The following is a 19,714-nucleotide window of genomic DNA, read 5'->3' on the forward strand; positions in this document are numbered from 1 at the left end:
GGTCAGCGAAAAAGTGACCGGTGCGGGGTGGACAAAATGCTAGATATCCAACACCTGTTTAACAAAGGGGATGGTGACCTTGCGCTGAGCCATCAAAGAAGCCCTGTCTAGCTGCTCCAGCAGCAAAAACAGCGCACGTGTATCTCTGGGTGCGCGGTGGAGAATATACTGGGCTACATCCTCAGGGAGTTCAAAACCACGCAGACGGCTGCGCCTGCACAGAGCGGCAATTTTATCGTTGTCATTCATGGGTCTTAGCTGGAACAGCAGAGACCACTGTAATCGCGACTGCAAATCCGCCAGAGCGATATTCAACCCGCGGGGGGGCTTGCGCCCCCCCAGCAGCAGTTGTCTGCCACTATCCTTGGTGCGGTTGTACAAGTGAAACATTGCCGTTTGCCACTGCGGCTGGCTTTCCAGAAGGTGCAGGTCATCGATACACACCAGATCCAGTTGTTCCAGTCCGTCCAGCATTAGCACTGGGTCCATCGCCGTCAAGTCGGCCAGCGGCAGGTATTGGAAGCTGCGGCCATTGTTCTCTGCGCTTTGGCAGACGGACTGCAACAGATGGCTCACACCACTGCCGGTCTCCCCCCAGATATAAACCACCAGTTCGGGGTTTTCCCCGCTGGCAAAAGATTGCAGCAGGGCCACTACCTGACTGTTGGGGTCCGATTCAGACAGATAGAAATTTTCGAAAGTGGCATCATCTTGCAGGGATACACCCAGCGGTAGCTGTTGCGGAATACGCATATTAATCCCAGCGGTACCGCAGCGGATTATCTGCACTACCCAGAGGTGCACGATACCCGTTCAGGTCAATGGTATCCCCATCCGCAGGCGCACGCAGTTTGTGATTCAAAGCCAGTGTATCGCGCAGATTGGACAATCCCACTGAAACGGACAAAGCGATGCGCATCCGATCCCCCTCAACAGAGAGCAGGCTCGTGCTGCTCACCTGCGCCAACCCCCGCAGGTAGGCCAAAGCCTCCACATAGTCGGCAAAGCTGTCCACACCAGCCAACTCGACAATCATGGCCCCCGTTTGAGCATCCCGCCCTTGGGGGCGCACTGCATAGCGCCGGGCCAGTGCATTGGCCATCTGGTTGATGCCGCGCAGCGCGGTTTCTTCCATAGAGCCACCACTGCTGTCGAAGGCGTAACTGCGGCCGCCGTGTACCAGTAGCCAATCGGCCTGCCAGCGGTGCCCCGACGACTGCAGTATACGCCCCATCAAAGTGGCATCGGGGCTATAGCGCAGGCCAGCCCGCTCGGCGGCCCGTTCATCCTGTGCCCAAAGCGCACCCAGCGGCATATTGCGCTGGTCGTTGAGGTCCATAACAGGAAAGTCCAGCGGCACGCCGCGCTCAATGGCCATGGCCTCCAGCACGGAGAACAGTTCCGGCACATCCTCTTCACGCAACACACTGCGCCCATCCAACAGCGTATCCACCGCCAGCCAAACCAGCGTGCCCGGCCGGTTGTTGGGCCACATGGGCAGACCCAACTGATGGACTTGCCTGGAGACCGCCTGGGGGTCGAAGGAAAGGTGAAGATAGAGCTGGTTGTCTTCGCTGGTGTAATGGTAACCCTGTACAAACTGCTGAGCCTTCTGCAGGACCGGCTGCAAATTGGGATTGTTGCCGATGGCGGCATCCCCGGTAACCCGCACAAAGACCCGCTCAAGACCCCGACCGCCAGCCAAGGCGAGATCGGTGCTACCGCGACTCGGCACAGCCTCTACCACTTCGTACAGATCCGAGATAACCCGAGCCTGGACTGGCAGGATGAAAACGCCGAGCAACAGTGCCGACAACTGCATTACCAACCCCTGCTGGAGCAGCTTGTGCATAGAATTTCTCTCCAAACCTCGCCCCACCCCGCGCGCTTGCACAAAGCCATTCGTGTTGGGCAAGACACCAAAATACACGGAGGGGGTAAAAATTGAGGCTATTGTATCAGCGTCATCCGTTTCTCTCAGCCCCGAGTGCGCACAATGAGAAGGTTTCAACAGGTTCTTTAGGGACAAAAGCCCGGGATCATGCACCCAGATACCACCTGGGCGTAGCTACCAGACCGAGACCCAGCTAGAATACGCGCCCTCCGAGGCCCCACCGCAGGAAGAGTCATGAGTAATTCCAAGTCGCGATCCACACAGACCCCGCTCTCTTATAAGGATGCCGGTGTTGATATTGACGCAGGTAGCGCACTTGTTGAGCGTATCCGGCGTGTCGCCAAGCGCACTTCCCGCCCTGAAGTGATGGGCAGCCTGGGCGGATTTGGCGCCCTGTGTGCGCTGCCTGCCGGCTATAAGGAGCCGGTGTTGGTTTCCGGTACCGATGGCGTGGGGACAAAGCTGCGTTTGGCGATGGACCTGGGCATTCACAACACTATCGGTATCGACCTGGTGGCGATGTGCGTCAACGATCTGGTCGTTGCCGGTGCCGAACCGCTGTTCTTCCTCGATTATTTCGCCACCGGCAAGCTTAATGTGGATATTGCCGCCGAGGTGGTCTCCGGCATTGGTAAAGGCTGCGAACTGGCGGGCTGCGCTCTGGTGGGCGGGGAAACCGCCGAGATGCCGGGAATGTACCAAGGTGACGACTACGACTTGGCCGGATTCTGCACAGGGGTTGTGGAGAAATCTGAAATCATCGACGGGAGCAAAGTGAACACTGGCGATGTGCTGATTGGCCTCGCCTCCAGCGGTCCCCACTCCAATGGTTACTCCCTGATTCGCAAAGTACTCGAAGTACGCAGCGCCAATCTGCAGGAGGATATCGGCGGTATCACCCTGGCCAATGCACTGATGGCCCCTACCCGCATTTATGTCAAGAGCCTGCTGCAACTGATAAAAAACTGCCAGGTCAACGCCCTTTGTCATATTACCGGTGGCGGTCTGCTGGAAAACCTGCCGCGCGTTCTACCCACGGGTTGTCGCGCCCGTGTGGATATCGGCAAGCGGGAGATGCCGGCGGTCTTCCGCTGGTTACAGAATACCGGCAACATCGACGCCCGCGAAATGTACCGCACCTTCAACTGCGGCATCGGTATGGTGATCTGCGTACCGGCAGTGCAGGCCGACAACGCACTCGCAACCCTCAAGGGATTGGGTGAGGATGCCTTTGTCGTGGGGGGTATTGAAGATGCCGCCGGAAACACTGAAACTGTTGCGCTGGCGGGCCTGTAATGTCCGGAAAAAACTGCAAAGTCGCGGTGTTGATCTCCGGCAGCGGCAGTAATCTGCAGGCGCTGCTGACAGCCTCAAACAAAACCGAAGCACCATTTTCCGTCTGTAAGGTTATCAGCAACAGGCCGGAAGCCTATGGTCTGGCCCGTGCCGCCGAAGCCGGCGTCCCCACCTCGGTGGTGGATCATCACGACTTTTCCAGCAGGGAAGCCTTTGACCGCGCACTGATTGAAGCGATCGACCGCCAAAGCCCGGACCTGGTTGTGCTGGCCGGCTTTATGCGCATACTGACGCCGGAATTTGTGCGCCATTACAGGGGCCGACTGCTCAATATTCACCCCTCTCTGCTGCCAAAATATCAGGGGCTACACACCCACCGTCGGGCTCTGCAGGCCGGCGACAGCGAGCACGGCGCCACTGTCCATTTTGTCACCGAAGAGCTCGACGGCGGGCCGCCCATCGTTCAGGCCACGGTTCCTGTACAGGCTGGAGACACACCGGAAACCCTGGCGAGCCGGGTCCAGGTGCAAGAACATGCGATTTATCCGTTGGCTGTCACTTGGTTCGCGGAGCATCGTCTGCATATGCGTGGCGAGCGCGCCCTGCTTGACGATACACTGCTACCGCACAGCGGTATTCGGCTTACCGGTTAAACCCGGCGCATTCGCTGTCGGGGCAAACGCCCTTTCATGTACTTTGCCAGCCCCGCCGACTAATATTCAACAAGAGTCAGTTTTTGCGGAGCTTCACCGTGCGTTTTTTCGTTTCCTCCCTGTTTCTTCTTCTGCTTTCCGGCCCATCCCTGGCCAACCAACTGGAACCCTTTAAAGCAACTTACACCGCGCGCTTTAACGGTATCAGCGTCACGGCTACCCGAAAGCTTACAGGCCAGGACGACAACTGGCGCCTGGATTTTGATACCAACACCCTGTTTGCCCATATCAATGAATATTCCCGCTTTACCCGCCGCGACGACCAGATTATCCCCTACCATTACGAATACCGCAGAACCGGGCTGGGCCGGGATCGCGGCACCATACTGAACTTTGAGCCCAGTAAAGGCATGGTGCTCAATGTTTCAAACCCGGAGCGGGATTTGAAGGGTGTATCACCCCATATCCTCGACAAGGTGAGCTACCAATTGCAGTTGGCGCTGGATATCGCCGCAGGCAAGGAAACCCTCCAATATGAAATTGCTGACGGCAAGAAAGTGCGCAAGTACACCTTCGCCCGGGAGGGCACTGAAACCCTGGTGACGCCACTTGGGGAAATTGAGGTCATCAAGGTACGGCGGGTTCGAAATGCCGATTCTGCAAGAGAGACCACCGTGTGGTTCGCCCCCCGCTGGAACTATGCTTTGGTGAAACTTGTTCAGAGAGAAGAAAATGGCAAAAGGTATCAAATCAGCCTGACCAAATTATCCATTGATGGAAAAAAAGTCACAGCAAGCCAAAATTGAATCACCGGTCTGGAAAGCAAAAAAACTCTTCGTATTTGATGGATTTTTGCCTGCTTTCTCTTTATAAAAGTGGTCCCTTTCCTGACTTATATGACTTTATATTGCTGAAATTTCAGGTAAGGCACCTGTTCAGAAAGAAGGAAGGCACTTGCATAAGTCTAATTGCCTTCCTCCATACCTCGGCATTCGTTTGAATACCGTTTATGGTTTTCAGTAATCAGCAGACTTAGAGATGGCTTCCATGAACAAGAAATACCTACCACACGCAGTACTCGCCGCGGCAATCAGCTCCGTATCCCAAGGCGCTATGGCTGCGGCCTTTTATATCTCGGAAACCAGTACCTCAGGCCTCGGGCGCGCCTTTGCCGGCGAGAATACCATCGGCGACAACGCCGCGATTCTCGGCCGCAACCCCGCGGGCTCTGCGCTGTTTGACACCTATACGTTTTCCATCGGCGCCACCTTCGTGGACCCCGAGATCGATGTGGCCGGCGATGTCACCTATTTTGTACCGCTTGGGGTAGGTCCGGATGGCAATACCATTTTTCTGGAGAATAGCGAGCGGGCGCGCGCCAACGACTACGCCACTACCGCCTGGGTCCCCAATGGCTACCTGGCGGCCCCCATCAACGACGAGTGGTCCTTTGGCCTGGCCCTGTACACCGACTTCGGCCTGGAAACCGATTTACCCAACAGTTTTCGTGGCACTCCAATTGCCAACAAGACCAGACTGATTACGGTCAATATCCAGCCGTCTGTTGCCTACGATATCAATAACACCTTGAGCATTGGTGCATCCGTTAACTTTCTCTATGCCGATGCCAGACTGAGAACCACTGTACCCACAAATTTCGCGTTGGATCCCATTTTGGGTACCGACCTCTCCGGAGCTTCCATCCTCAATATCGAGGGCGACGACTGGGATGTCAGCTGGACTGTGGGTGCGCTGTGGCGCATCAGCGAGAATACCCGCGCAGGCATTTCCTACCATGCAGAATACGACCCCAAACTCAAGGGGGATGTAAATTCCGACTTGCTGCCAAGCCCACTAGATCCGTTTGACGATGCCAATGGCAACCTGAGCCTCGACTTGCCGGATACGCTGGAACTGGGTTTCTACCACCGCTTTAATAACAAGTGGGCCATCGCACTGGGCTATATGTGGGCCGACTGGGACGACCTCCAGCGCCTGGAGGCATTTATCCCCAGTGCCGATGAGCGATTCAACCCCCTGCTCGTCGGAGAACTGAACTTCGAGAGCGGCTCCCGCTACAGTATTGGCGGGGAGTACTTTTACAATGACAAGCTGACTTTGCGCGCCGGTTACGCCTATGATGAGAGCGCGGCGCGCGACGGCTTCAACCGCGAGGAAACGGAAATGATCGCCGCGGATAACGGCGGCTTGGAGCTGTCGATTACCCAGCGCATACTGGGCATTCCGGATACTGACCGCCAGTGGCTGACATTGGGCGCCACCTACAATGTCAGCGAAAAACTGAGCATTGATGGCGGCGTGGCCTACCTTTGGGGCGACGATGAGAGAATACAGGAATTCGCGCCCGTTCCGGTTCCAACCTACTTCGACGGCAATACCACCAAGACCGAAGCCTGGTTGTATGGGGTATCCCTCAACTACCATTTCTAACGCCTGGATTTAACCAAAACAGGGCTCTACCCTAGCCGGGGGTGGGGCCTTTTTTATTGGGAGTACAACCACAAACGCCTGGACGCATCAACAAACCCATAAGGCAGAATACCAGGGAAGCCGACTCAATACCTTTGGCGTTCATCAGGCAAAAAACCGTGCCCGTCAATACCCCCAAAGTGCCAATACGGGGAAAACGGGCTAGATAAAGATCGGGCAGAATTTGCTATACATACAGCGCTCGTTTCGAGTATTGAGCACCACAGTAAAATGGTTGCCGGAGGAATACGACACTGGATGGGACCGAGGCAAACCGCTGCAATACCGATCACTCCAGGCAGTGGCCGCAGTATTGCTGGAGCGACAATCAAACAGACTACGCCATAGCTGTTGGGTTGCCGGGTAAAGAATAGCGCACGCGCAAAACTACAAGAGTAAGACCATGAAGCTGCCCGCAATATTCACCTTGTTTATTTTAAGCCTGGAAGTCTCTGCCTTCAGCATGGGGGAAGCCATTAATCTGGCTGGCCGCCAGCGAATGCTGTCCCAGCGTATTGCGCAAACCTACATCCTGCAGGGTATCCAGCCCGGGATACAGCGCCATGAAAAAGTCTTCAAGCGATCAATACAGGAGTTTGAACAAAACCATAGAAAGCTGTCAGCCTTCCCCAAAGCCGGGAAACTCAGCCCTCAGTTGCTCAAAGTACAGCAAGAGTGGAAAGCATTTGAACGCATTACCCGGCAACCGGCCAGCAGGGGCACGGCAACTGAATTATTCAGGCTCAGCAACAGGCTCCTGTCGGCCGCCCACACCTACGTGGTAAAGCTGGAACGGCTCGCCAACCACAATAGCGCTGAACTGATCAATATTGCCGGGCGCCAGCGTATGCTGTCCCAGCGCATTGCCAAGAACTACGCGGCAAAACGCTGGGGAATCTCCCCGGGCGATGCCGAAATCGGCTTGCAACGGGATCTGGCGGAATACACACACCGACTGAACCAACTTCTGGACAGCCCCCTGAATACCCCTGAGATCAACCGCAACCTTCGCAAAGCCTTGGACCACCTCAACTATGCAAACCGCGGCTTCACAGGGGAAATGCAGATATCCGAGAAGCGCCAACTTCATGTGATCACAGGCACCACAGACCTGATGTTGCGCAATATGAATATCATCACTAAACAGTATGCAGCACTGTTGGATTCAGAAGGGGCTATTGAAAACTTGGGCTCAGTCCATTGATAGGCAATTCAATAAAGTGCCGGCGCGATCCGGCACAAATCAAGAATACAGCGGGCTGAGTTCGCCCGCATCAATCCAATCAGTGTATGACCTGTTGGATTGCCCAATGCACAAACTTATTGGCCAGCGCTTCCAAGCTCCGCTGCCGGCTCCCAACCACACTGGCGCCCCTGGTTCTGCGTCTCCAGATAGGCCATCAAAGGCTGGAAGTAATCGATAATCGCAGAGGCATCCAGGTCGCGCTGTCCTGTCAGAGCTTCCATAGCATCCGGCCAGGGTTTGCTGGCACCCATGGCCAGCATGGCGCGCAACTTTTTACCCGCCTCATCGTTTTTATAAATGGAACAGCGGTGCAGCGGTCCGGTCTCACCGGCAGCTTCGCACAGCGCACGGTGGAACTGGAACTGCTGGATACGAGCGAGGAAATAGCGCGCATAGGGCGTATTGCCCGGTATATGATACTTGGCACCCGGATCAAAGTTCACTTCCGAGCGCTCGACCGGGGCTTCGATACCCTGGTATTCCTCCCGCAGCTTCCACCAGGCCTTGTTGTAATCCGAAGGCTGCACCTCTCCGTTGAATACCTGCCAGCGCCACTTGTCCACCATCAGGCCAAACGGAAGGAAGGCAATCTTATCCAGTGCCTGCTGCATCAAATAGCCGAGATCCTTACTTTCATCCGGCACCTCGTCCATCAGGCCAATTTCCTTGAGGTACTTCGGGGTAATCGACAGCGCAATGGTATCGCCCACGGCTTCATGGAAGCCGTCATTGGCGCCCTCTTTGTAGAGGAAAGGCTGGTCCTTGTAGATGCGCTGGTAAAAATTGTGCCCCAGTTCGTGGTGAATCGTCACCAGGTCTTCGCCGGTCTTGTTGATGCACATCTTGATACGGATATCGTCCTGGCCATCCATATTCCATGCACTGGCGTGACAAACAACATCCCGGTCACGGGGCTGGATAAACTGTGAGCGCTGCCAAAAGGTTTCCGGTAGTGGCTCAAAGCCCAGGGAAGTAAAGAACTCTTCACCCGCCTTGACCATATCCCGTTCACTCATCCCGGCGTCGACTACCAGTTGGGTCAGATCATAGGGTGCCTGCATATCCTCATCTTTGACCAGGTCATAGACATTGCCCCATTCCTGCGCCCACATATTTCCGAGCAGGTGTGCCGGAATCTTGCCCTGTGACGGCACTACCGCATCGCCGTAGTGCTCGTTCAGTTTGGCGCGCACATGACAGTGGAGGGCTTCATACAGAGGTTTTACCTTATTCCACTGGGCATCCATATCAGCGGCAAAGGCATCGGGCTCCATATCGTACTTGGAACGCCAGAAATCACTCAAATTGTTGTAACCCAGTTCCCGGGCTCCCGCATTGCCAATCTCAACCTGCCGTTCATACAGAGGTTTCATGGGAGGCGACACCTTGCGCCACCCAACCCACAGGTCCTTCAGCAGCTCCGGCTCGCGGTTCGTCGCCATCATCCGTCCCATTTCCGTCAGGGTATAGCATTTCTCCACGCCCTCAGCATCCCGGCAGTATTTACCGGCACCGTACATCCCCTGCATTTTTGAACCAATCTGGGCAAGCTCAGCGGTCAGTTCAGGATCTTTAGGGGCCGGGAACACCAACCCCTGCTTCAGCAGGGTGAGTTTGCGGCGCGTATCCGGATCCAAATCAAGCTGATTAAATTTCGCGGCCTCTGAAGCCAGTGCCACAGCCAGAGTTGTGTAGCGCTCGGAGGCCAGGGCTTCCACATACTGGGAATCCACATTGATATAGGTTGAGGCCAGCCAGGCGGCATGGCTCACCTCTTCCGCCATCTTTTCCAGGCGGGCCTGGGCATCCTCGAGAAAAATCATGGCATCTTTGGCAGTGAGTGCAGCCGTATTAGCCTCTGCCGCCGGTCGCTCCGCCATGACCTGTGTTCCTTCAACAGATTCCGAAGCCCTTTGGCTTCCGTCACAGGCAGCGAGCGCTACTGCAGCCGCAATAGCAAAAGCAACTTTTTTCATCTTCCCCTCACATCATCATTATTTGTCGTGTGAAAACTGTCGCCGTTTATAGCACAAGGAATCCGTTTTCTTCGATGGGAACGCCGGTGTTGAGCCCAGATCGACACAAAATACGTTTTTTTGTGCTATTTCCGGGGGAAAATACGTTTGTCTGGCGCACAACTCCAAAATACGGGGAATCGCTGCCTGCAGGCGGCTGGATAGAGCGGAAAATGGGGAAAAAGCGGAATGGAGGCAGCCCGACCAGCAACACCTTCGGCACATGATGTCACTGCTACCGTTGCTCCCTTCCGGGCCTGGCGGGGTTCGCAGTTTCTCATTGCGAAGGGACCGGAGGGGCCGCCACAACGATCCTCGGTGCTCCCGAGGAGGGCGCGATTATAGAGGGATAAAGGCACGAGTTCCAGCCCCATCAGCAGGTTATAATACTCGCTGACCATCCCGCCCATGCAAAGAGTGATATATGCACCTGTTTGTCGACAATTTAACCAATATTGATTTCAGCTACCTGGACCGGCAGCGCGGCCTAGTGGGGGAAACCTGGCTGGCAAATACCACCTTGGATGGCGCTCTCGACAGCCAGGGTATGGTGTGTGATTTTGGTATTGTCAAAAAAACCCTTCGTCACTGGCTCGATGACCAGCTCGACCACCGCCTCCTGGTGCCCACCCTGTCCCCCGACTTGGAGCTGGCAAACCACGGTGGCCAGATATCACTCATTTGGCCACTGGCCAGCGGAGAGCAAATTTCGGTGTCCGGCCCGGAACAGGCTTTTGCCCTGGTGGAAACAGAAAGCATTCACCCACAGGCGGTTGCAAACTGGAGTGTTCGGCAACTGGCGGGCGCCTTCCCGACCCATGTCGATCAGTTGAAGCTCTCCTTCGATAGCGAGACAATCGAGGGGGCCTTTTACCATTACAGTCACGGACTGAAAAAACATCTTGGCAACTGCCAGCGCATCGCCCACGGCCACCGCTCCCGTATCCAGGTTTTTGTCGAGGGCCAACGCAGCCGAGAACTGGAACAACAATGGGCGCAACGCTGGCGGGATATCTATCTGGGCACGCGCGAGGATTTACAGGGGGAAGACCCAAAAACCTTACGTTTTGCCTATCAGGCGCAACAGGGGCGCTTCACCCTGGCGCTTCCCTCGCGCTGTTGTGTGGTCATTGACTGCGATACTACCGTCGAACAACTGGCCCAATATATTGCCAATACCCTGGCCGGGGAATTACCGGGCCAAGAAATTACTGTGCGCGCTTACGAGGGACTGGGCAAAGGGGCCATTGCCTCTGCACAACAATAAGCTGTGCTATCGCATATCCGAAGTGATTGCCTGCAACAAGTCGAGGCTACCCGATTTTGAACCTGATTGTTTTACAGGAAACGGATTTCATCAGCGCCGGACTTGTTCGCCTGATCGGTCGCAGGCTGGAACATATTATCCGGGTACACAAGGCCGAGCCCGGCCAGCAGCTGCGCGTTGGGCTATTAAATGGCGATATCGGCTTTGGGACAATCACCGCGCTCACCGACCAGCGTGTGGAACTCAAGGTGGAATTACAACACCCCCCTCCCCCTGCCCTGCCCCTGACTTTGGTTTTGGCGTTACCGCGCCCTAAGATGCTAAAGCGTGTTATTCAGCATGTCACAGCGCTGGGTGTGAAAAAGGTGATCCTGCTCAATAGCTACCGCGTGGAGAAGTCTTATTGGCAAACGCCCTGCCTCGAGCGGGACAAGATTCACAAACAATGCCTTCTGGGGCTGGAACAGGCTATTGATACCCGAATGCCGGATATTATTCTGCGCAAACGCTTCAAGCCCTTTGTCGAGGATGAACTGCCCGAACTGACAGCCGGCTCACGAAAATTGCTTGCCCACCCGGTAGGTGGTGCGCAGTGCCCTATTGATATCGATGAAACAACCACCCTGGCAATTGGCCCCGAGGGCGGCTTTATCCCCTATGAAGTGCAAAAACTACAGGAGGCCGGCTTTCACTCCGTGCATTTGGGGCCGCGTATTCTCAAAGTGGAAACGGTGCTGCCCGTACTGGTGAGCCGGCTGTTTCCCGCCCGCTAAATTCTGCTGACTTTTCTTTCCCCGGATTGGGCGCAGAATTGCCGCCAAGAGAAACACGCGTTATTCAATCCCCTTCCAGGAGGATTTCCGCTGCACTTTTTGACATACCAACAATCAACATTTCATCATTTTGTCACAAAAAGGACATACTTTTCGCCCTCGTTTTACTGCCTTAAGGTCAAACTGTTATGTACCTGCTCCTTCACCGGTTGTGCCGCACATTGATACTGTCATTCGGGCTGACGCTGACCTCCGCAGCCTCAACGGAATCCCCTGCTTTCGGCCCAAACACCACCGGTCTCTTATTTACCCTGCACGGCTCCAACACCATTGGGGCTCAACTGGCACCCAATCTGATTCGCGACTATCTTGCCGCAAAAGGTGCACGAAACATCCGTTCCACGCCGCTCAGCACAATCAACGAGCTACGTATTCAGGCGGATCTTGGAAACCAGAAAGTTTTTATTGATATTGCTGCGCACGGTTCCAGCACCGGTTTCAAAGGGCTTGAACAGTCACAAGCAGACATCGCCATGGCCTCCCGGCCAATCAAGGCCTCGGAATTGGTATCATTAAGCCGGCTTGGGGATATGCGCAGCAAGCGTGCAGAACATGTTATTGCCATTGATGGCATTGCCATTATTGTGCATCCGGACAATCCAGTGAAACACCTGACCTTGCAGCAAATTGCAGCGGTTTTCTCCGGTGAGATTACCAATTGGTCTCAAGTCGGTGGGCACCGCGGCCACATCAAAGTTTACGCCCGTGACAACCAGTCCGGCACCTGGGACACGTTTAAATCCCTGGTATTTGGTAAGGGTTACAGCCTGATTGAAAACGCCGAACGATTCGAATCCAACGACCAGCTCTCCGACAGGGTTGCCGCCGACCTAACCGGTATCGGATTTGTCGGGTTGGCATCGATTCGCCACGCCAGAGCCATCGCTGTTTCCGATCAGGACACCCAGCCCCAAGCCCCACAGCATCTCACCATCGCAACCGAAGACTACCCCCTTTCACGCCGCCTGTTCCTGTACACTCCGGCCTATTCCCTTAAACCGACAGCAGAGGAGTTTCTGCACTTTGTGCAGAGCGAGGCGGGCCAGGAGCAAGTAAAAACCACCGGTTTTATCTCCCAAACCCCTATCAGCATCAAACCCACAAGCACGCGGGAAGGCCCTGAGAATTATCTTGCATTGACCCAAAAAGCCGAGCGCCTGAGTGTCAACTTCCGCTTTGCAAAGGGTAGCGCCACCCTGGACAATAAAGCACAACAGGATATCCAGAGGCTGATGGAGTATATGCAAAAGCCGCAAAACCGGGATCGCCAATTATTGTTGATCGGTTTTGGGGATGAGAAGGCCAGTGCAGAGCGCTCTGTTGTATTGTCTAAACTTCGTGCGGTAACAGTTCGCTCCGCACTTCACCACCACCGGATCAACACAGCACCGGTACAGGGGTTTGGTGCCTACCTACCTGTCGTCTCAAATAAATCCAAGGCAAAAATCAAAAACCGCAGGGTGGAAGTTTGGCTGCTTTAACCATTCACTGGGGGGCTCCCCGGGCAAAAAGAAAATCCCCGGCAACACAACCTGGCTGACTTGAATCAATCACCCAGGACAGTAAAAACCAACGCTTCAACCCCATTACAAAAAAAGCCGCGTAAAAACGCGGCTATCAATCGATGGCCGTAGAGCCATCAGGTCTCACAGAGAGGAACGCCGTAAAAGCGCTCCGGGGAAAACACCCGCACAATACTAACAGGCGCGTTACTGCCCTGTTGTTCAAAAGGCGGCTGCAAGGCAGCCGCAAATTGATCAGGCGACAGCTTCTTGTCTCTGGGCCATTTTTTGCAGAGCCAGTTTCGGATCTACATACTCGTAGCCCAGTACATCGGCAACCGCTTTGTAGGTCACCATGCCAGCGTGCACGTTCAAACCTTCCATCAGGTTGACATCGTCCAGCAGCGCCTGTTTTGCACCCTTGTTGGCCAGCGCCACCGCAAAAGGCAACGTGGCGTTATTCAGCGCCATGGTAGAGGTACGCGCTACGCCGCCGGGCATATTCGCCACACAGTAATGCACGACACCATCCACCACGTAAGTGGGCTCCTGATGGGTGGTCGCCTTGGAGGTCTCGAAGCAGCCGCCCTGGTCAATGGCCACATCCACGACGACTGCGCCTTTCTTCATGCGGCTGATCATATCGCGTGTCAACAATTTGGGCGCTGCAGCTCCCGGGATGAGGACCGCACCCACCACCAGGTCTGCTTCCAGAGCATGTTGTTCAATAGCATCGCTGGTGGAGTACTCAGTGCGCACAGCACCACCAAAGATATCATCCAGCTGGCGCAGGCGGGGCAGGGAGCGATCCAAAATAGTGACATCAGCGCCCAAGCCCAGCGCCATTTTGGCCGCGTTGGTCCCTACAACCCCGCCTCCGATAATCAGGACTCTGGCAGGAGCCACACCGGGTACACCGCCCAACAGCACTCCGAGGCCACCCTGTGCTTTCTCCAGGTGGTGGGCGCCACACTGCACGGACATACGCCCGGCAACTTCGGACATAGGTGCCAGCAACGGCAGGCCGCCGAAGCGGTCGGTGACCGTTTCGTAAGCGATACAGGTAGCACCGGACTTCACCAGCAATTCGGTTTGCTTGGGGTCGGGTGCCAGGTGCAGGTAGGTGTAGAGTAACTGACCCGGACGCAGCATCTCGCACTCATTGGGCTGCGGCTCTTTGACCTTGACGATCATATCGGCAGTGGCAAAAATTTCCTCCGCAGTATCGAGGATTTCGGCTCCAACCTGCAGGTACATTGCATCGGTAAAACCGATCGCAGCGCCGCCGCCCTTCTGTACAATAACCCGGTGGCCGTGACCAACCAGTTCGCGCGCACTCGCTGGCGTCAGGCCAATGCGGTATTCATGGTTCTTAATTTCTTTCGGCACGCCAATCAGCATTTTTCTGCTCCTCACTCTCTCTGGTACACGCTCTGCAACATTGCAAAAGGGGCACCTTATTCCTATGTTTAACCCAGTATAGAGCCACCCATGAAGTGGATTTCTGTTGTTTTTTTTTAAAAAATAATAGAATCCACTAATAGTCTTGAAGAAGAGCTCAGTTTTTAAGCTGATCACCCAGGAGGGAGGCAGAGGCATGCGCAAACGCGCTGGAGAACTCAATACCGTGGACCGCAATATCCTGCGGGTTCTGCAGAAAAACGGCCGCACCAGCTACGCAGAACTGGCCCGCCAGGTGGGGTTGACGGCCACACCCTGTGTTGAACGGGTCAGGCGGCTGGAAAGCGATGGCGTCATTCAGGGATACACTGCCCTGATCAACCCGGAGTTTCTGGATGCGGCACTGGTGGTTTTCGTACAAATCCGCCTCAACCGCTCTGCCCAGGATGCCTTCGAGGAATTTCGCAACGCTGTGGCTGCACTGCCGGAGGTGCAGGAGTGCTATCTGGTTTCGGGTAACTTCGACTACCTGATCAAGGCCCGTGTGGCAGATATGAGCGCCTATCGCAAATTTTATGGCGAGACCCTGCTGACTTTGCCAGAGGTTCAGGAATGCACCAGCTATGTCGTAATGGAGGAGGTCAAGGAGACTCTGGAAGTGCCGGTACACTACAATCGCTGATGTAAAGGCTCCCGAAGCCTGCAAAGAGTTTGCGGATATAGGCGATGGCCTTGGGCCTGCCCTGAGACCAGGCTGCCTCTTTTTTATGGAGGGCGGGCGTCAGTAGCGAATGCCAAGTTTTCGATAAATAAACGCAATAATCCAGGCCGGCCCGATCAGCAAAAATTGGAGATCCTTAAAAAAGGCTGGTTTTTTCCCTTCGATAGCATGGCCGATAAACTGAAAGATCCACATCACCACAAACAGACCCAAGGCTGTCTGCCAGACGGAAATACCCAAACGCTGCAGCAAAGACCAGGCCCACAGGCAGACAACCGTAAGCGCCGTCATGCCCAGCGCAATAGGAAAAGACAGGGCGACATAAAACAGCAACACCAGCACTGTGGCTACAACGGCCCAGTTCAGCCAGGGAATCGCCATCATAAATTGCGGTTGCGGAATGGCCCACAAGAGACCCGTAATCGCTGCGTAAATCACCGGTACCGCAAACCAGTGTATGGATTTGTTGACGGGATTCTGGTGGCTCTCACCGTATTCGGCAAACCATTGCTGCACACTGCGCATGACAACCTCTTGTCCTTATTCTACTGCCGGGCTATTGATCACCCTCGACACTTTGACCCTATCCCATGGCCAAAATACCAGAAACGACCTGAAACACACTGTTTATCGCCGCACGTGCGCATCCAACTGGGCGTGATAGAGATCGGCTATCTCCTGGTCAAAACAGCAAAAAACAATGCTCCGCGGCTCACACTCACCCCCGAGATGACGCTTTATCTGCTGAACAGCAATCTTCACGGCGAGCCTGGGAGGATAATCATAGATACCGCAGCTGATTGCAGGGAAGGCAATGGAGCGCATGTTTTCCCGTCGCGCCAGGGTCAGGCAGTGGCTGTAACAACTGGCCAGCAACTCCGATTCACCGAGGCGCCCGCCGCGCCAAACCGGCCCGACGGTATGGTAAATACGTTTTACGGGAATGGAAAAAGCACTGGTGGCACGGACCTCGCCGACCGGGCAGCCCCCGAGGTCGCGACAGACCCTAAGCAGCCTGGGACCAGCTGCGCGGTGAATGGCTCCATCCACACCGCCCCCGCCGAGCAGGCGGGTATTGGCGGCATTGACGATGACATCGACATTGAGCCGGGTGATATCGCCGAGGTAAACTTCGATCACTCAGTATCTCCAACCGCTAATTGCATAAACGCTGCGGATGGAAATCCTTTTCTCTTCACAACAGCCGCGCCCTTGGTACAGGCACGCCCTTCAGCACAACTGGCTGGCTTGCGACCCATTCAGGGCGGAGTTGGCAAGCATTCACCCACCGGGTCACCCGAGCAGTCTCTTGTACTGTGAGGACACGGCTTGCGGGCATTTTGTCAGCGCGCTAACTATCAAGATAGCAGTTGTAGAAAAAATAAAACCCGGCAGCAGTTCATAGACTTCAAATAGTCCGCCGGACAACTGTTCCCAGACAACGACCGTCACGCCACCCACAATCACTCCGGCAATCGCGCCACTGCCGGTCATACGGGGCCAGTAGAGACTGATCAACAGGGTCGGGCCAAAGGCGGCGCCCAGCCCGGCCCAGGCATAACCCACCACATCCAGCACGTTGGAATCCTTGTCCATAGCGATCCACACCGCCACCAGCGACAGCGCCACAACCGCCCAGCGCCCGACTTTGACCATCGCCTCCGGGCTGGTTTTGCGACCGAGCCAGACATGATAAATATCTTCTGCCAAAGCCGCGGAGGAAACCAGTAACTGGGAATCGGCAGTACTCATAATGGCAGAGAGAATCGCTGCCAACAGTATTCCGGCAACGATCGGGTGGAACAAAACCTGTACCAGTTCCATGAACACTTTTTCACCGTCGGGCAGGCCCTGTTGAATCTGCAGGTGGGCAATGAGGCCCACAGCCATGGCGCCCAGGAATCCGATCAGGGACCAGATTGCTGCCACGGTTGCCGCTGCGGGCACATCCTGCGGACTGCGCACAGCCATAAAGCGCGCCAGAATATGGGGCTGGCCGAAATAGCCAAGCCCCCAGGCCAGGGAACTTAAAATCGCCACCAGGCCCAGAGCCTGACCCGTACTGTCCGTCATCCAGTGTGTCAATTCCGGCACGCTTGCCTGCAATCTGCTCCAACTGTCTGCAAAACCCCCATGATCAGAGATCACCACCAGTGGCACAGCGATCAGCGCGACACTCATCAAAAGCCCCTGGAAGACATCGGTCCAGGACACCGCCAGAAAGCCGCCAAACAGCGTGTAGGAAATCACCGCCACGGCACCGGTAATGACTGCCCAGCGGTAATCCCAACCGAAGACCGCCTCAAATAATTTGCCGCCGGCAATCAGACCCGAGGCCACATAGAAAAGGAAAAACAGCAGAATGAAAGCGGCGCATACCGTGCGCAGATAGGGGTGCCCCATCCTGAAACGGCGATGGAGATAGGCCGGCACCGTCAGTGCATCGTCCAGCGCATAGGTATACACACGCAGCCGGCGCCCCATACTGACCCAGCTGAGCACAATGCCGGAAAAGAGGCCAATCGCAATCCAGCCGGCGGAAAGGCCGGCGGCATAGGCGGCACCGGGCAGCCCCAGCAGGAGCCAGCCGCTCATATCGGAAGCCCCGGCAGACAGGGCCGCCACCGCCGGTGGCAAAGAGCGGCCGCCAAGGAAATAATCGCTGGCATTTTTGGTGCGCAGATAAGCGTAGGCACCGATCACCAGGATCAGGGCCAGGTAGGCAACAAAGGTTAGGGCAATGAGCCACTGTGCGGGCATAGGGAGTTCCTTTTGCTCAAAGTGGAGTGGTGGCCAGAAAAGGCAAACTCTCTGACGCCCCGCTGGCTTTTCGGCACATTGCACTACGGAGTTGGCACCACTTCAGGAATCGTTATGTTTATTTCGCGTAAATCTACCCATTAGGTGGCGCCAACTCAATCCATAAACTAAATATTGAGGACACCTACAGAAAAAAGACAACACTATGGGCATCTGTCTGGACGAGTTGCGCCTCCAGGTCATCCGTCCGACCCTGCAACACCTGAGAGCCTGGAACCTGGGCATGGAAAATCTCCTGCTGGGAACGGCCGCGCAGGAGTCACAACTGGGTTTTCATCTCAAGCAGGGACGGCGCCATGGATTGGGCATCTATCAAATCCAACCGCATACGCACCGGGAGATCTGGGATCACTACCTGATTGATTATCCTCCACTGGCCTCCAAGGTACGCGGTCTCGCCAGCCAGCGGGACTTCCTCGATCACCCACATAGCGAACTTACCACCAACCTCCGCTACGCCACGGCGATCGCCTGGCTGATCTATCGCTCTGCCGATGTGCATAAAATCAAGGAGGCGGACGCCGCCAATGTCACCCTGATGGCGCAGCTCTGGCACCAGCACTTCCATCACGGTCCCAGTGCCACAACCCAGGATTTCGAATGCAGCTACGCACAACTGGTGAGCGGTGCCGACCCTACAGATTCAGCGCCTCGATATGCTGGGGCACAACTTCCCGCGCATCCTCCGGCACCCAGGAATTCACCCGGCAGCGGTGGTTTGAATGGTCGCGGCGCCCGGCAGCCGACAGCGTAGAACGGTCCAGCACCAGGCTTTTAAAGTCGTAGAGCTCCCTGTCCGCCAGTTGTGATGGGGATACCCTTGTCAACGCCGCAAAGATGTTTTCGCAGCGCCCGGGATATTTCCCATCCCATTCCCGCACCATCTGCTTGATCGCCTGCCGCTGCAGGTTCTCCTGGCTGCCGCACAGGTTGCAAGGGATAATCGGGAAAGCCCGGTATCCGGCAAACCGGGCAATATCCGCTTCCCGGCAGTAGGCCAAGGGGCGGATCACGATATTGCGCCCGTCGTCAGCACGCAGTTTGGGGGGCATTGCCTTGAGCCTGCCGCCGTAAAACAGGTTCAGGAAGAGTGTCTCGACGATATCGTCCTTATGATGGCCCAGTGCCACCTTGGTGGCGCCAATTTTTTCGGCGAAACCGTACAGGGTACCGCGGCGCAAGCGGGAGCAGAGGCTGCAGGTGGTCTTGCCCTCGGGCACCAATTCCTGCACCACCGAATAGGTGTCTTTCTCCACGATATGGTGCGGCACCCCCAGAGAGCGCAAGTACTCCGGCAGGATATGCTCCGGAAAGCCCGGCTGCTTCTGGTCCATATTCACCGCCACCAGCTCAAACGCCACCGGTGCGGTTTTCTGCAGGTTCAGCAGGATATCCAGCATGGCATAGGAATCCTTACCGCCGGACAGGCAGACCATAATTTTGTCGCCCGCTTCGATCATATTGAAGTCGGCGATGGCGCGACCCACCTGGCGGCGCAGGCGTTTCTGAAGCTTGTTGAATTCGAGCCGCTCGCGGCGGTTATCCAATGCGGACATGGTGTCTCTCTGGCCTGACT

18 protein-coding genes and 1 other RNA gene are annotated in these 19,714 nt (G+C 55.7%); 10 read left to right on the forward strand and 9 right to left on the reverse strand.

From position 1 onward, the window contains the following. Positions 1-39: 39 nt before the first annotated feature. On the reverse strand, positions 40-753 hold the full coding sequence (gene hda, locus ACL7TT_RS09565) for a DnaA regulatory inactivator Hda (RefSeq protein ID WP_413394982.1): 714 nt from the start codon (positions 751-753) through the stop codon (positions 40-42). Between the two features lies 1 nt (position 754). Further along, on the reverse strand, positions 755-1,852 hold the full coding sequence (locus ACL7TT_RS09570) for a DUF2066 domain-containing protein (protein ID WP_413394983.1): 1,098 nt from the start codon (positions 1,850-1,852) through the stop codon (positions 755-757). 276 nt (positions 1,853-2,128) lie between these two features. On the opposite strand from ACL7TT_RS09570, the gene purM reads away from it, so the two are divergent. The 5 genes from purM to ACL7TT_RS09595 all read left to right on the forward strand — a co-directional run bounded on the left by purM (position 2,129) and on the right by ACL7TT_RS09595 (position 7,537). Beyond that, positions 2,129-3,190: a phosphoribosylformylglycinamidine cyclo-ligase gene (gene purM / locus ACL7TT_RS09575; RefSeq protein ID WP_413394985.1), complete on the forward strand. Its 1,062-nt coding sequence runs from the start codon at positions 2,129-2,131 to the stop codon at positions 3,188-3,190. Further along, positions 3,190-3,843 (forward strand): phosphoribosylglycinamide formyltransferase, encoded by a 654-nt coding sequence (purN, locus tag ACL7TT_RS09580; protein ID WP_413394987.1) that lies wholly within the window; start codon positions 3,190-3,192, stop codon positions 3,841-3,843. Before purM ends, purN begins: the two co-directional genes overlap by 1 nt. A gap of 83 nt (positions 3,844-3,926) precedes the next feature. After that, positions 3,927-4,649 carry a DUF3108 domain-containing protein gene (locus ACL7TT_RS09585; protein WP_413394989.1) on the forward strand — a complete coding sequence of 241 codons (723 nt, stop codon included), beginning with the start codon at positions 3,927-3,929 and terminating at the stop codon, positions 4,647-4,649. 241 nt (positions 4,650-4,890) lie between these two features. Next, positions 4,891-6,294, forward strand: a complete 1,404-nt coding sequence (locus ACL7TT_RS09590) for an OmpP1/FadL family transporter (protein ID WP_413394990.1) — start codon at positions 4,891-4,893, stop codon at positions 6,292-6,294. Positions 6,295-6,736: 442 nt separating this feature from the next. Continuing rightward, complete coding sequence (locus ACL7TT_RS09595; protein WP_413394992.1) at positions 6,737-7,537, forward strand: type IV pili methyl-accepting chemotaxis transducer N-terminal domain-containing protein; 801 nt, start codon at positions 6,737-6,739, stop codon at positions 7,535-7,537. A gap of 116 nt (positions 7,538-7,653) precedes the next feature. Here ACL7TT_RS09595 and ACL7TT_RS09600 read toward each other — a convergent pair whose 3' ends face one another. Both ACL7TT_RS09600 and ffs read right to left on the reverse strand, forming a co-directional pair. Further along, positions 7,654-9,555 (reverse strand): M2 family metallopeptidase, encoded by a 1,902-nt coding sequence (locus tag ACL7TT_RS09600; RefSeq protein ID WP_413394994.1) that lies wholly within the window; start codon positions 9,553-9,555, stop codon positions 7,654-7,656. Between the two features lie 238 nt (positions 9,556-9,793). Beyond that, positions 9,794-9,891, reverse strand: an RNA gene (ffs, locus tag ACL7TT_RS09605) — signal recognition particle sRNA small type. A 127-nt stretch (positions 9,892-10,018) separates the two neighbouring features. Here ffs and ACL7TT_RS09610 point away from each other — a divergent pair. The 3 genes from ACL7TT_RS09610 to ACL7TT_RS09620 all read left to right on the forward strand — a co-directional run bounded on the left by ACL7TT_RS09610 (position 10,019) and on the right by ACL7TT_RS09620 (position 13,175). Further along, positions 10,019-10,861, forward strand: coding sequence for a 6-carboxytetrahydropterin synthase (locus tag ACL7TT_RS09610; protein WP_413394996.1), 843 nt, complete (start codon positions 10,019-10,021; stop codon positions 10,859-10,861). Between the two features lie 56 nt (positions 10,862-10,917). Further along, complete coding sequence (locus tag ACL7TT_RS09615) at positions 10,918-11,634, forward strand: 16S rRNA (uracil(1498)-N(3))-methyltransferase (RefSeq protein ID WP_413394998.1); 717 nt, start codon at positions 10,918-10,920, stop codon at positions 11,632-11,634. Between the two features lie 188 nt (positions 11,635-11,822). After that, entirely contained in the window at positions 11,823-13,175 is a 1,353-nt protein-coding gene (locus ACL7TT_RS09620; protein WP_413395000.1) for a substrate-binding domain-containing protein, read from the forward strand. A 276-nt stretch (positions 13,176-13,451) separates the two neighbouring features. Here ACL7TT_RS09620 and ald read toward each other — a convergent pair whose 3' ends face one another. After that, a complete protein-coding gene (gene ald, locus ACL7TT_RS09625) occupies positions 13,452-14,597 on the reverse strand; it encodes an alanine dehydrogenase (protein ID WP_413395002.1) in 1,146 nt (381 codons plus the stop codon). Between the two features lie 196 nt (positions 14,598-14,793). Between ald and ACL7TT_RS09630 the strand changes: the two genes are divergently transcribed. Continuing rightward, a complete protein-coding gene (locus ACL7TT_RS09630; protein ID WP_299947290.1) occupies positions 14,794-15,279 on the forward strand; it encodes an Lrp/AsnC ligand binding domain-containing protein in 486 nt (161 codons plus the stop codon). A gap of 99 nt (positions 15,280-15,378) precedes the next feature. On the opposite strand, the gene ACL7TT_RS09635 is transcribed toward ACL7TT_RS09630, so the two are convergent. The 3 genes from ACL7TT_RS09635 to putP form a co-directional block, all read right to left on the reverse strand. Beyond that, positions 15,379-15,843 (reverse strand): Mpo1 family 2-hydroxy fatty acid dioxygenase, encoded by a 465-nt coding sequence (locus ACL7TT_RS09635; protein ID WP_413395004.1) that lies wholly within the window; start codon positions 15,841-15,843, stop codon positions 15,379-15,381. 102 nt (positions 15,844-15,945) lie between these two features. Further along, positions 15,946-16,458, reverse strand: coding sequence for a macro domain-containing protein (locus ACL7TT_RS09640; RefSeq protein ID WP_299947287.1), 513 nt, complete (start codon positions 16,456-16,458; stop codon positions 15,946-15,948). A gap of 153 nt (positions 16,459-16,611) precedes the next feature. Continuing rightward, the gene (gene putP, locus ACL7TT_RS09645; protein WP_299947285.1) at positions 16,612-18,078 is read right to left on the reverse strand and encodes a sodium/proline symporter PutP; all 1,467 of its coding nucleotides are present in this window, start codon (positions 18,076-18,078) and stop codon (positions 16,612-16,614) included. 205 nt (positions 18,079-18,283) lie between these two features. On the opposite strand from putP, the gene ACL7TT_RS09650 reads away from it, so the two are divergent. After that, entirely contained in the window at positions 18,284-18,892 is a 609-nt protein-coding gene (locus tag ACL7TT_RS09650; RefSeq protein WP_413395006.1) for a hypothetical protein, read from the forward strand. On the opposite strand, the gene ttcA is transcribed toward ACL7TT_RS09650, so the two are convergent. Further along, entirely contained in the window at positions 18,774-19,694 is a 921-nt protein-coding gene (gene ttcA, locus ACL7TT_RS09655) for a tRNA 2-thiocytidine(32) synthetase TtcA (RefSeq protein WP_413395008.1), read from the reverse strand. The two genes, ACL7TT_RS09650 and ttcA, sit on opposite strands and share 119 nt — an antisense overlap. Positions 19,695-19,714: the final 20 nt, after the last annotated feature.

The organism is Microbulbifer jejuensis (assembly GCF_047289955.1).
Lineage (GTDB): Bacteria > Pseudomonadota > Gammaproteobacteria > Pseudomonadales > Cellvibrionaceae > Microbulbifer.